The 11,649-nt window shown below is 71.9% G+C and carries 12 protein-coding genes; 3 read left to right on the top strand and 9 right to left on the bottom strand.

Features of this window, described 5'->3' with window-relative positions; translation table 11 throughout:
* The first annotated feature begins 46 nt into the window (after positions 1-46).
* Both ACH4KB_RS06630 and ACH4KB_RS06625 read left to right on the top strand, forming a co-directional pair.
* Positions 47-778, top strand: a complete 732-nt coding sequence (locus ACH4KB_RS06630) for a class I SAM-dependent methyltransferase (protein WP_398064238.1) — start codon at positions 47-49, stop codon at positions 776-778.
* Complete coding sequence (locus ACH4KB_RS06625) at positions 775-1,848, top strand: prenyltransferase (RefSeq protein WP_398064236.1); 1,074 nt, start codon at positions 775-777, stop codon at positions 1,846-1,848. The genes ACH4KB_RS06630 and ACH4KB_RS06625 overlap by 4 nt, the downstream gene beginning before the upstream one ends.
* 43 nt (positions 1,849-1,891) lie before the next feature.
* Here the strand turns inward: ACH4KB_RS06625 and ACH4KB_RS06620 are convergent, their stop codons facing one another.
* A complete protein-coding gene (locus tag ACH4KB_RS06620; protein WP_398064234.1) occupies positions 1,892-2,185 on the bottom strand; it encodes a hypothetical protein in 294 nt (97 codons plus the stop codon).
* Positions 2,186-2,412: 227 nt separating this feature from the next.
* The gene (locus ACH4KB_RS06615) at positions 2,413-2,868 is read right to left on the bottom strand and encodes a hypothetical protein (RefSeq protein WP_398064232.1); all 456 of its coding nucleotides are present in this window, start codon (positions 2,866-2,868) and stop codon (positions 2,413-2,415) included.
* 158 nt (positions 2,869-3,026) lie between these two features.
* Here ACH4KB_RS06615 and ACH4KB_RS06610 point away from each other — a divergent pair, with 158 nt between their 5' ends.
* Entirely contained in the window at positions 3,027-3,806 is a 780-nt protein-coding gene (locus ACH4KB_RS06610; protein ID WP_398064230.1) for a maleylpyruvate isomerase family mycothiol-dependent enzyme, read from the top strand.
* 22 nt (positions 3,807-3,828) lie between these two features.
* Here the strand turns inward: ACH4KB_RS06610 and ACH4KB_RS06605 are convergent, their stop codons facing one another.
* From ACH4KB_RS06605 to ACH4KB_RS06575, 7 genes are all read right to left on the bottom strand, one after another.
* Positions 3,829-4,842, bottom strand: coding sequence for an LLM class F420-dependent oxidoreductase (locus ACH4KB_RS06605; protein WP_398064228.1), 1,014 nt, complete (start codon positions 4,840-4,842; stop codon positions 3,829-3,831).
* 119 nt (positions 4,843-4,961) lie between these two features.
* Positions 4,962-5,825, bottom strand: a complete 864-nt coding sequence (locus ACH4KB_RS06600; RefSeq protein ID WP_398064226.1) for a hypothetical protein — start codon at positions 5,823-5,825, stop codon at positions 4,962-4,964.
* A gap of 167 nt (positions 5,826-5,992) precedes the next feature.
* Positions 5,993-6,913 carry an N-acetylmuramoyl-L-alanine amidase gene (locus ACH4KB_RS06595; RefSeq protein WP_398064224.1) on the bottom strand — a complete coding sequence of 307 codons (921 nt, stop codon included), beginning with the start codon at positions 6,911-6,913 and terminating at the stop codon, positions 5,993-5,995.
* Between the two features lie 89 nt (positions 6,914-7,002).
* Positions 7,003-7,590, bottom strand: coding sequence for a class I SAM-dependent methyltransferase (locus ACH4KB_RS06590; protein WP_398064672.1), 588 nt, complete (start codon positions 7,588-7,590; stop codon positions 7,003-7,005).
* A gap of 270 nt (positions 7,591-7,860) precedes the next feature.
* Positions 7,861-9,168: a M20/M25/M40 family metallo-hydrolase gene (locus ACH4KB_RS06585; protein ID WP_398064221.1), complete on the bottom strand. Its 1,308-nt coding sequence runs from the start codon at positions 9,166-9,168 to the stop codon at positions 7,861-7,863.
* Positions 9,165-10,559, bottom strand: a complete 1,395-nt coding sequence (locus ACH4KB_RS06580) for a cytosine permease (RefSeq protein WP_398064218.1) — start codon at positions 10,557-10,559, stop codon at positions 9,165-9,167. The genes ACH4KB_RS06585 and ACH4KB_RS06580 overlap by 4 nt, the downstream gene beginning before the upstream one ends.
* On the bottom strand, positions 10,559-11,512 hold the full coding sequence (locus tag ACH4KB_RS06575) for a DUF1177 domain-containing protein (RefSeq protein ID WP_398064215.1): 954 nt from the start codon (positions 11,510-11,512) through the stop codon (positions 10,559-10,561). The genes ACH4KB_RS06580 and ACH4KB_RS06575 overlap by 1 nt, the downstream gene beginning before the upstream one ends.
* Positions 11,513-11,649 lie beyond the last annotated feature (137 nt).

The following is an 11,649-nucleotide window of genomic DNA, read 5'->3' as shown; positions in this document are numbered from 1 at the left end:
ACCCGATCGTCGCAACCCGTACCCCCGACCTCGAAGGCAGGCCCCCGTGCTGACCGTCGACTTCACCCGCTTCCCGCTCGCCGCCGGCGACCGAGTGCTCGACCTGGGCTGCGGTGCCGGCCGGCATGCCTTCGAGTGCTACCGGCGCGGCGCGCAGGTCGTCGCGCTCGACCGGAACGCCGAGGAGATCCGCGAGGTCGCCAAGTGGTTCGCCGCGATGAAGGAGGCCGGAGAGGCCCCCGAGGGCGCCACGGCCACCGCGATGGAGGGCGACGCCCTCAACCTGCCCTTCCCCGACGACTCCTTCGACGTCGTGATCATCTCCGAGGTCATGGAGCACATCCCGGACGACAAGGGCGTCCTCGCCGAGATGGTCCGGGTGCTCAGGCCGGGCGGCCGGATAGCGATCACCGTCCCGCGCTACGGCCCCGAGAAGGTCTGCTGGACCCTCTCCGACGCCTACCACGAGGTCGAGGGCGGCCACATCCGCATCTACAAGGCCGACCAGCTCCTCGCCCGGATCCGCGAGGCCGGACTCAAGCCGTACGGCACCCACCACGCCCATGCCCTGCACTCGCCGTACTGGTGGCTCAAGTGCGCCTTCGGCGTGGACAACGAAAAGGCGCTGCCGGTGCGGGCGTACCACAAGCTGCTGGTCTGGGACATCATGAAGAAGCCGCTCGCCACCCGGGTCGCCGAGCAGCTCCTCAACCCGGTCGTGGGCAAGAGCTTCGTCGCCTACGCCACCAAGCCGCACCTTCCGAAGGCCGAGGCGTGACCACTCCCGAACAGACCGAACACCTGGTGCTGCCCGGCGTCCTGACGGCGGCCCAGGCCACCGAGACGGTCGCCGCGCTCGCCGCCGTACAACGGGAGGACGGGGCGCTGCCCTGGTTCCGGGGCCACCACCTCGACCCGTGGGACCACACCGAGGCCGCGATGGCCCTGGACGCGGCCGGCGAGCACCAGGCGGCGGCCCGCGCCTACGACTGGCTCGCGCGCAACCAGAACGCCGACGGCTCCTGGTACGCCGCCTACCACGACGGCGATCCGCGGCAGCCGACCGACCTGGGTCGGGAGAGCAACTTCTGCGCGTACGTGGCCGTCGGCGTCTGGCACCACTACCTCGCCACCGGCGACGACGCGTTCGTCGACCGGATGTGGCCCACGGTCTTCGCGGCCGTCGAATTCGTCCTCGGGCTCCAGCAGCCCGGCGGGCAGATCGGCTGGAAGCGGGAGCCCGACGGAACGCCCGTGGGCGACGCGCTGCTGACCGGCTCGTCCTCGATCCACCAGGCGCTGCGCTGTGCGCTGGCCCTCGCCGAGCGCCGCGAGGAGCCGCAGCCCGACTGGGAGTTGGCGACCGGAGCGCTGGCCCACGCGATCCGCAGCCACCCCGAGCGCTTCCTCGACAAGGGGCGCTACTCGATGGACTGGTACTACCCGGTCCTCGGCGGCGCGGTCACCGGGGCCGAGGCCACCGCCCGCATCCAGGAGGGCTGGGACCGCTTCGTCGTCCCCGGCCTCGGGGTGCGCTGCGTGCTGCCCAACCCCTGGGTGACCGGCGGCGAGAGCTGCGAACTCGCCCTGACCCTCTGGATGACGGGGGAGTCGGACCGGGCCCTGGAGATCCTCCAGTCCGTCCAGCACCTGCGCGCCGAGGGCGGGCTGTACTGGACGGGATACGTCTTCGAGGGCGACCGGGCCTTCTGGCCCGAGGAGCTCACCACCTGGACGGCCGGCTCCCTGCTGCTCGCGGTGGCCGCGCTCGGGGGGGACGAGGCGACCACCGCGGTCTTCGGGGGCGAGCGGCTGCCGGTCGGCCTGGAGCCGGACTGCTGCCGCTGAACGAGCCGGCCCGCCGCTGAACACGCCCTGGGGCGGGCCCTGTTCAGCCGCGGCGCAGCCGGCCCGCCACCGCGTGTCCGATGAAGAGGTAGACCACGGCTGCCAGGCCGTAGCCGGCGACGACGCGCGCCCACGCCTTGTCGAACGTGAACAGGTCGTACGACCAGCCCGCCAGCCAGCGGGCCGCGTCGTGCACCCACTGCACGAAGTCGTTGCCGCGGTTGGCGTCCAGCAGGTACATCAGGATCCAGAGGATGATGACGAAGGCCAGGATGTCGGCCACGACGGCGATGACACGAGCCGCTGAACTGCTTCCTGAACGGGTTCTGGGAGACATGGGACTCTGGTTGCCGCTTTACGCTGGGTGAAACCCGCACGGCCCGCACCGGGTGGCGGCCGGTGGGGCACGGGCGAGGCTGAGCGGGAGTGCCGATCTTCGTCACTCACTGTGACATTCCCGGACGGTTCCGCCCGGTTCAGCCGGTCCGGCGGGTCCGGCCCGCCCGGTCGGTCAGGAGACCCCTCCTCCGAGAGGGGCGGCGGCCTCCGCGGGTCCCGCCGGGGTCAGAGCAGATCGTCACCCGTGCCGTCGTAGTCCCTCTCCTCGCCCTCGGGGCACAGGGGGTCCGCGCCGGTCAGGGCGAGGACCAGACAGGCGCCGTAGGACGAGCCGTCCAGCTCGTCCCGCACGTTCAGCGTTCCGCCGACGCCGTCCTCGTCGGGTTCGAACCCCGCCGGGTCCAGGCCGAGCCGTCGCGCGAACTCGTCGACCGAGGCGAGCAGCCGGTCGCGCGCGGTCCCGTCCGCCCGTGCCCCGCCCTCCGGAGGCCGGAGGACCACGAGGAGATCGGCGAGGAAGCCCCGGCGCACTCCGTCGGGATCGGCCGCCTCGAACGCCATCGACACCGGCCGGAGCTCGGCGACCAGCGGCAGCCAGGCGCGCAGCGCTTCCTCGGCGGTGTGCACCCGCCGCAGGTTCAGAGAGACGCGGCAGACCACGTCGTCGGGGGAGAACCTCATCAGTGGGTCACGTATCCGTTCTTCGCGATGGCTCCGACACGTTGGCGTGGGAGCAGTCCTTGCCTTCATTCTCTCGCCGTCGACGGGGCCCTCCGACCCCCGGTCGTCCTGCGGAATCCGGATGATCGGCCCGGGCCCCACCGGTTAGGGTGCGCCGCATGACGCTTCTCTCCCACGACCGCTACTGCGACGAGATCCTGGCCCAGAACGACGCCCTGCGCGCGGTGCTGACCGGCGCCGACCTTACCGCGACCGTCCCCACCTGTCCCGACTGGACCCTGCGGGAGCTGGCCGTGCACGTCGGCGGCGCGCACCGCTGGGTCGGCGAGATCGTCCGCACCCGCGCCACCGAGGCCATAGCCGAGGACAAGGTGCCCGGCAGCGAAGGCCCGGGCGGCGACGACCCGGCCGCGCTGGACTCCTGGCTCGCCGAGGGGGCCGAGGCCACCGTCGCCGCGCTGCGGGAGGCGGGGCCGGATGCCGAGGTGTGGACCTGGGGCTGGGAGCGGCGTGCGGCCTTCTGGGCGCGGCGCATGACGCACGAGACCGTCGTGCACCGGGCGGACGCGGCGCTCGCCGCCCGTGCCCCGTACACGGTGGACGCCGACGTGGCCGCCGATACCATCGAGGAATGGCTGCGCATCGTCTCCTTCTCGCAGCAGGGCGGCGACCCGGAGGCGGCCGAACTGGTCGGAGGCGGCCGATCGTTGCATCTGCACGCCACCGACGTGCCCGGCGCCGAGTGGCTGATCGAGTTCGGCGACGACCGCTTCACCTGGCGGCACGCGCACGACAGGGCCACGGTCGCGCTGCGCGGACCGCTCACCGACCTGATGCTCGTCTTCAACCGCCGACTGGAGCCGACGAGCCCCCGGGTCGAGGTGCTCGGCGACGCCGCGCTGCTGGACTTCTGGCTGGACCGGTCGTCGTTCGGCTGAGCGGGAGCGCTCCGGTGACGCCCTACTGGCCGTTCAGCTCCGCCAGGACCCGCAGCGTGTGCGGGTCCGGGGCGGTGACCAGCAGATCCGTCACCGGGCCCGTACGCCACAGCTCCAGCCGCTCCGCGATGCGGGCGCGCGGCCCGATCAGGGAGATCTCGTCGGCGAACGCGTCGGGCACCGCCCGCACCGCCTCCTCCTTGCGGCCCTGGAGGAACAGCTCCTGGACCCGCCGGGCCTCCTCCTCGAACCCCATGCGGGCCATCAGGTCGGCGTGGAAGTTGCGGGCCGCGTGCCCCATCCCGCCGATGTAGAAGCCGAGCATCGCCTTCACCGGCCACAGCCCCTCGGCCACGTCGTCGCAGACGTGCGCGCGGGCCATCGGCGCGACCATGAAGCCGTCACGGAGTCCGGCGAGCGAGGCCCCGTGGACGTCCGTGCGCAGCGGCGACCAGTACAGCGGCAGCCAGCCGTCCGCGATCTCCACCGTCTGCGCGATGTTGTTCGGCCCCTCCGCGCCCAGCAGGACGGGGAGCGACGCCCGCAGCGGATGCGTGATCGGCTTCAGCGGCCTGCCGAGCCCGGTGGCGTCCGGACCGGTGTACGGATGGGAGTGGAAGCGGCCCGCCAGCTCCACCGGAGCCCGCCGTGCCAGCACCTGCCGGATCACCTCGACGTACTCGCGGGTCGCGGTCAGCGGGCTCCTGGGGAACGGCCGCCCGTACCACCCCTCCACCACCTGCGGCCCGGACAGGCCGAGGCCGAGCAGCATCCGGCCGCCGGAGAGATGGTCCAGGGTCAGTGCGTGCATGGCCGTCGCGGTGGGGGTGCGGGCCGCCATCTGGACGATGCCGGTGCCCAGCCGGATCCGGGAGGTGTGGGCGGCGATCCAGGTCAGCGGCGTGAAGGCGTCCGACCCCCAGGCCTCCGCCGTCCACACCGAGTCGTAGCCGATCCGCTCTGCCTCCTGGACCAGGGCGAGTTGACCGGGGTCCGGGCCGCGGCCCCAGTATCCGAGCGCGAGTCCGAGCCGCATTCCGCTCCCTCCAGCCGTAACTGACGTAACGTCAGACATGGGTGACCGGGTTGGACTGTACGACAACGGCCCCCCGCCCGGAAGGGCGAGGGGCCGTGACGTGTGCCGCGGCGTACGGATCAGCCGCGCTGGATGCCCGTGGTGTCCTGAAGGACACCACGACGGCCGTCCTGCGTCTGGGCGATGAGGCTCTGGCCGCGCTGCTCCACCGCGAGGTACCAGGTGCCCGGCGCCAGCTCGGCGATCGGGTTCGGCGAACCGTCCTCGCCGTACAGCGGGCGGGCCACCGGAACGGCGAACCAGAACGGGGTGAAGTCGCCCGCCGGGGCCGCGCCGCCCTGCGAGGGCTGCTGGGCCTGCGCCTGCTGCGCCTGCGCCGGGTCCGCCTGGGCGGACTGGCCCTGCTGCGGAGCGCCCGGGTAGCCGTAGCCCTGGCTCGGCTGGGCACCGTACGGCTGCTGCTGCTGCTGGTGGCCGGCCGGGAAGCCGTAGCCCTGGCCGGGGCCCGCGCCGTACGGGGCCTGTCCGGCCCCTACGCCCTGCGCGGGGGAGGCCGGGCTGACGAGCGGGGCCTTGAGCGCGGGGATCATCGGACCGGCGACGGCACCCGCGACGAGCACGATGGCGGCCAGCAGGCCGAGGATCAGGCCCGCGCCGGCGCTGTTGACGTCGAGGATCGTCCAGAAGGCGGTCCACAGCGCGAAGACGGTGAGCGCCGCACCGAACTGGCCGAGGTCGAGGCCGACGACCTTGCGGCCCGGCATCGTACGGCTGACGATCAGCAGCGCCGCGCCGATGACTCCGGCGAGGAAGACGCTCATCAGGAGTCCGAGCGAGTCCCAGGCGTTCGGGCTGTCGAACCGGGAGCAGTCGACGCCCTGCGGGCAGTCGTAGCTGGAGAAGTCGAGGAAAGAGGCGATGAACAGCACGACCGCTGCTCCGATCACCACGCCGTCGCCTCGAGTGAGGGATCGGATATTCACGTGAAGGTCCTTAGTCGGTCGTCTCGTCGGGGCGGTCGTCGCTGCCGCCGGTGCGGCTCATGGCTCGGGAGCGGCTCCCCATCGTACGGATGAATCTATCGTCTGCCCGGGCGGGTCGCGTCCGTGCCCGGATCATGAGCGGTCATCCCCCCAATATCGCCGCAGAACTACCCCTTCAGGTAGCTGCTAATGCCGTCGGCCATGCCCTGCGCCGCCTTCTGCCGCCAACTCGCGCTGGTGAGCAGGGCCGCGTCCTCCGGGTCACGCATATTGCCGCATTCCACAAACACTTTGGGCACGGTCGACAGATTCAGTCCGCCGAGATCATTACGCGTGTCCAGTCCGGTTTTTCCGCCGATGTAATTGGAAGGCTCGCTTCCGGTCGTGCGGACGAAGTGTCCGGCGATCCTCGCGCCGAGATCGGCCGAACTCCTCACGATCTTCGAGGTGTCGGCCCCGCCGCCCTTCACCTCGGCGGGCAGGATCACGTGGAAGCCCCGGTTGCCCACGGCCGACCCGTCGGCGTGCACCGAGACCACCGCGTCGGCCTTCGCCTCGTTCCCGATCCGGGCCCGCTCGTCGATGCACGGCCCGAACGGCCGGTCGCCGTCGTGGGTCAGCCGGACCCGGGCGCCCTCGGCCTCCAGCAGGGTGCGCAGCCGGTGGGACACGTCGAGGGTGAACCGGGCCTCCGCGTAGCCGTCATCGGTGGACGTACCGGTCGTGTCGCACTCCTTGCGGCCGGTGCCGATGTCGACCTTCTCGTTGATCTCCCGGGTGTGATCCCGGTTGCGCGGATTGTGTCCCGGGTCGATCACCACGGTCCGGCCGGTCAGCGGTCCCCGCGGCAGCGGCTTCGCGGAGTCGGAGGGAGAAGCGGTTCCGGCCGGCTCCGGCTGCTTCCCGGCCGGTGCGGGGGCCGTCGGGGAGGCGGCGTCCGCACCGGGCCGGGGCGAGGCCGCACCGGCCCCGTCGGCTTCCGGGCCGCCGCCGCATCCGGCGGCGGTCAGGCATACGGCGGCCAGCGCGGCGGCCACGGAGAGGGGCCGGGCGCGGCGGGTGGGGGGAGGGCTGTCGTCGTACGGCACGCGGCGATGCTACCCACCCGCCTGTCCCGAGGGCTCGGACCGAGGCCTGTGCGACCGCCTGTGTGACCCGGATACCGCTCCCGTACGGCTCAGACCCCGGCGGCCGTGCGGCGCAGCACGCGCAGCGAGTCCGTCACCGACACCTCGGTGAACGCCCCGGAGGCCAGCGCCCGCAGGTAGATCCGGTAGGGGGCCTGCCCGCCGTCGGCCGGGTCGGGGAACACGTCGTGGATCACCAGCAGCCCGCCGACGGCGACATGCGGGGCCCAGCCCTCGTAGTCGGCGTTCGCGTGCTCGTCGGTGTGCCCGCCGTCGATGAAGACGAGCCCGAGCGGTCCGGCCCACACGGCGGCGACCTGCGGGGAGCGGCCGACGAGCGCCACCACGTGGTCCTCCAGGCCGGCCCGGCGCAGCGTGCGGCGGAACGTCGGCAGGGTGTCCATCAGCCCGACCTCCGGGTCCACCACGCTCGGGTCGTGGTACTCCCAGCCGGGCTGCTGCTCCTCGCTGCCCCGGTGGTGGTCGACGGTGAGCGCGCTCACCCCGGCTCCCCGTGCCGCGTCAGCGAGCAGGATGGCGGACCGCCCGCAGTACGTGCCCACCTCCAGCAGCGGCAGCCCGAGCGCACCGGCCTCGGTGGCGGCGGCGTACAGGGAGAGACCCTCGTGGACCGGCATGAAGCCCTTGGCGGCCTCGAACGCGGCGAGGATCTCCGGCGTCGGCCCGGCCGGCCCGGCGGGTGCGGCCAGCCCGGCGGGTCCGGCGGGTGCGGCGGGTCCGGCGGACGCGGCGGCGGACTCGTCGGTCACGGGGTTCCTCCAGGTGGGGCGGGTGAGTGCGGAACGGCGCCCCATCGTGCCGTACGCCCCCGCCGAAGGGATCGGCGGGGGCGTACGAGGGGTGAGCCCGGGTCCGGGCGGGTCCCGGCGAAGCCATGGCCCGTGAGGTCAGCAGCTCTGCCAGAGCCGGGTCATGACGCGGACGCCGAAGCGCAGGCCCTCCAGCGGGACGCGCTCGTCCACACCGTGGAAGAGGCGGCCGTAGTCGAGGTCGTGCGGGAGCTTCAGGCCCTTGAAGCCGAAGCAGCGGATGCCCAGGTGGGTGAAGGCCTTGGCGTCGGTGCCGCCCGGGTTGCAGTACGGGACGGGGTGGCCGTCCGGGTCCTCGGCGCGGACGGCGTCGCACATCGCGTCGACCAGCGGGCCGTCGAACGTCGTCTCCATCGCGATGTCGTGGTTGACCCACTCGCGGCTGACGGAGGGGAGCAGGAGCCGGTCGATCGTGTCGATCAGTTCCTGCTCGTGACCGGGGAGGAACCGGCCGTCGACGCGGGCGGTGGCCTTTCCGGGGATGACGTTGGTCTGGTAGCCGGCGGTGAACATGGTGGGGTTGGCCGAGTTGCGGAGCACCACCTGCATGAAGTCCGCGACCGGGCCGAGCCGGGCGAGGCTCGCCTCGATGTCGTTCTCGTCGAACTCCACGCCGTAGAGCCGGGCGGCCTCCTCCAGCAGGGCGCGGACCGGTTCGATCAGCCGGACCGGGAAGGTCTCGCGGCCGATCCGGGTGAGGGACTCGGCGAGGTCGGTGACCGCGTTCTCGTCGTTGGGCGACGAGCCGTGGCCGGCCCGGCCGTTGGCGGTGAGCTCCATCCAGGCCATGCCGCGCTGGGCGTTCTCGATCGGGTAGAGCCGGCGCGTGTCGTCGAGGGCGAAGGAGAAGCCGCCGCCCTCGCCGATCGCCTCGGTGACCCCGGAGAAGAGGTCCGGCCGGTGCTCGACGAGCCAGTGGGCGCCGAACTTGCCGCCCGCCTCCTCGTCGGCGAGGAAGGCGAGCACCACGTCGCGGGCCGGCCGTGCGCCGGTGCGGGCGAAGTGCCGGGCGGTGGCGAGCATGACCGCCACCGTGTCCTTCATGTCGATCGCGCCCCGGCCCCAGAGGTAGCCGTCGCGGATCTCGCCCGAGAACGGCGGCACCTGCCACTCGGCGGCGTCGGCGGGGACGACGTCCAGGTGGCCGTGGACCAGCAGGGCGCCCCGGGCGGGGTCGCTCCCGGCGACCCTGGCGATGACGCTGGCCCGGCCCGGGGCGGACTCGACCAGTTCGGAGGCGATGCCCACCTCGGCGAGGCGGTCCACCACCCAGTCGGCGGCGGCGCGCTCGTCGCTGGTCGGGTTGGAGGTGTCGAACCGGATCAGTTCGGCGCAGAGGTCGACGACCTCGGTCTGGGCCTGCTCGGAGGCGGGGGTGAGGCTCATGCTGCTCCTGCCGGAGTGGTCGCGCGGGCGGCGGGGGCGGGGCCGGCGCCGTCCTCGTCGTCCAGGGTGGAGGTGCCGTACGGCTTGACCCAGCCCAGCAGGCCGAGGGCGCAGTACAGCAGGAAGGCGACGGCCAGCGAGTTGAGGGCCGGGATGCCGCCGTCGTAGAACTTGCCGACGCAGAACGCCACGACCCAGATGACCAGGGACATCGGCACCCAGGTGGGCGAGGTGAGCGGCAGGGTCTCCGCCTCCCGGGTGTCGTCCAGCGGCTTGCGCATCCGCTTCACGACCCAGTACTCGGCGACGATGATGCCGCCGATCGGCGGGATCATCACGCCCAGCAGGGAGAGGAACTCCGTGAAGTGGGTCATGATGCCGACCGCGGACAGGAGCGTGCCGGCGATGCCGAGGACGACGGTGACCACGCCGCGGTGCAGCCGCTTGCGGAAGACGACCTGGAAGAAGTTGACGACGCCGAGCGAGGAGCCGTACAGGTTCCAGTCGTTGATCTTCGCGGTGGACATCAGGACCACCATCACACCGAAGGCGCCCGAGGTGGAGAGCACGATGTGGGAGACGTCGCTCGACTTCACCAGGTGGCCGAGCAGTACGCCGACCATGCCGACGATGTACTCGGAGAGGATCATCGAGGAGGCGCTCTGCACGAAGACGTGCGAGCCCTTCTTGTTGTAGCGGGTCATCTCCGGGGAGACGATGGCGCCGGTCATGTAACCGCCCGCGATGGCGGTGGCGGCGACGGCCAGCGGGATCGCCTCGCCGGGCGGCGGCGAGCTGATGAGCTCGCTGATCGAGTGGTCGTTGAGGGTCGTGATGATCGACCAGGCGACCATGCCGAAGAACAGTGGGGTGACGATCTTGGCGAACAGGGCCATGTACCTGAAGCCGAAGATGACCAGGCCCGTGATGGCGACGCCCGCGATCACGCACCACATCCAGGACGGTCCGCCGACCAGCGCCGAGACGCTGTTGCCGAAGATCGTGTTCTGGACGCCGAACCAGCCGACCAGGCTGACCGCGATGACGAAGCTGACCAGTGCCGAACCGTTGCGGCCGAAGCCCGTCCAGCGGGTGAGCATCGGGGTCGCCAGACCCTCACGCATACCGGCCAGACCGATCGCGAAGATCACGATCTCCAGGATCACCGCGCCGAGCGTGAAGGCGAGGAAGGCGTCCCCGAAGGTCATGCCGACGCCGATGGTGGCGCCCAGCGTGAACTGGGAGATCGAACCGGACTGGGCCAGCCACTGAAGCAGCATGGACCAGAAGCCGAAGCGCTTGTCGCGCGGGACCCGCGAGAGCGAGTAGTCGTCGCTGCCGATGCTCTTGGCTTCGGGGGCCGTGGCGCCGGCCTGGGGCGCGGATGCCATCAGGACTCCTGGGTGGTGCGGCCGAGGGTCTGGAGGCGAGCCAGCGACCCGTAGCGGTTGACGAGGTTGTCGAACTCCACGGCGTCGTGGAAGTCCAGCTGCCCGGCGCCGAAGCCCTTGGCGACCTCCACGGCGTAGCGGGCGGCGGACGCGATGTCGCTCTCGTGACTCGCGCCCGTCTGGCAGCCCGGTACCGCGGCGGCCGAGGTGACCGCGAGACCGACGACGGGAGCGGCGGTCGCGGTGGCGGGCTGGAGGATCGAATTGATGTGGTGTGCACCGTTACCGTACGGCGTGATGTCCTGGGTGGTCACGGGGTAGGTGACCAACGGCTCACCGGTCACCACGGCCAGCAGCTCGCCGAGCTGCTCGCTGACCCGGAGCACCCAGCCCTCCTTGACGGTGGGTGACAGGGCCAGGCCCTTGTGGTTGATGATCCGGTTGCCCTTGGTGGTGTCGATGGAGAGCACGGCCTCCATGTCGGCGGTCACCTCGTGCCGGTTCATCGTGGCGATGTCCACGGGCGAGCCCATGAACGGCACCGGGTCGTGCGGCTCGGTCGGCGCGTTCGGGCAGATGTGGGTGGCGACGACCACGTCGCCGGGCAGCACATCGCCGCGACGGCGCATGTCGAGCAGTTTGGCGGCCGTGGCGATGGCCGCGGCCGCGCCGTCGGCGTCGGAGACCAGACCGGTCACCTCGGGCCGGGCGCCGATACCTCCGAGCCGGCCCACCACACCGAGGGTGCGGGCGCTGCCGCCCGCCGTCCGGCCGCGGGAGCCGGGGATGCGGACGAGCACGAAGTCCGTCGAGCCCTGGTCACCCATGACGGTGGTGACCTGCGCGGACGAGCCCTCGGCCCCCGCTGCGGCGTCGAGGTACCCGACGACCGTCTTGGCAGTGACCTGGGGATCGTCCAGCAGCTCGACGATGTCCAGTACGTACTTCAACATGGGGGCTCTTCTCCTGATCCTGACACCCGCCCGGCGCTCGACGGGGGAGAGCGCGGGGCGGGGTGCTGAGGCAACATTCGGGATCGGATAGCGTTGAGCGCAACTGTTTCCCGCTATATGCAATTCTGGTCTGAATG

Source organism: Streptomyces sp. NPDC017520, assembly GCF_044329855.1.
Lineage (GTDB): Bacteria > Actinomycetota > Actinomycetes > Streptomycetales > Streptomycetaceae > Streptomyces.
Note: the sequence above shows the minus strand (reverse complement) of the source record. Positions and strands in the feature narration are given on the sequence as shown.

Excerpts from the sequence above, each read along its gene's own strand:
- ACH4KB_RS06615 (WP_398064232.1), bottom strand. The coding sequence starts at position 2,868 with ATGAGGTTCTCCCCCGACGACGTGGTCTGCCGCGTCTCTCTGAACCTG.
- ACH4KB_RS06610 (WP_398064230.1), top strand. The coding sequence starts at position 3,027 with ATGACGCTTCTCTCCCACGACCGCTACTGCGACGAGATCCTGGCCCAG.
- ACH4KB_RS06580 (WP_398064218.1), bottom strand. The coding sequence starts at position 10,559 with ATGGCATCCGCGCCCCAGGCCGGCGCCACGGCCCCCGAAGCCAAGAGC.
- ACH4KB_RS06590 (WP_398064672.1), bottom strand. The coding sequence starts at position 7,590 with ATGCCGGTCCACGAGGGTCTCTCCCTGTACGCCGCCGCCACCGAGGCC.
- ACH4KB_RS06585 (WP_398064221.1), bottom strand. The coding sequence starts at position 9,168 with ATGAGCCTCACCCCCGCCTCCGAGCAGGCCCAGACCGAGGTCGTCGAC.
- ACH4KB_RS06605 (WP_398064228.1), bottom strand. The coding sequence starts at position 4,842 with ATGCGGCTCGGACTCGCGCTCGGATACTGGGGCCGCGGCCCGGACCCC.
- ACH4KB_RS06575 (WP_398064215.1), bottom strand. The coding sequence starts at position 11,512 with ATGTTGAAGTACGTACTGGACATCGTCGAGCTGCTGGACGATCCCCAG.
- ACH4KB_RS06620 (WP_398064234.1), bottom strand. The coding sequence starts at position 2,185 with ATGTCTCCCAGAACCCGTTCAGGAAGCAGTTCAGCGGCTCGTGTCATC.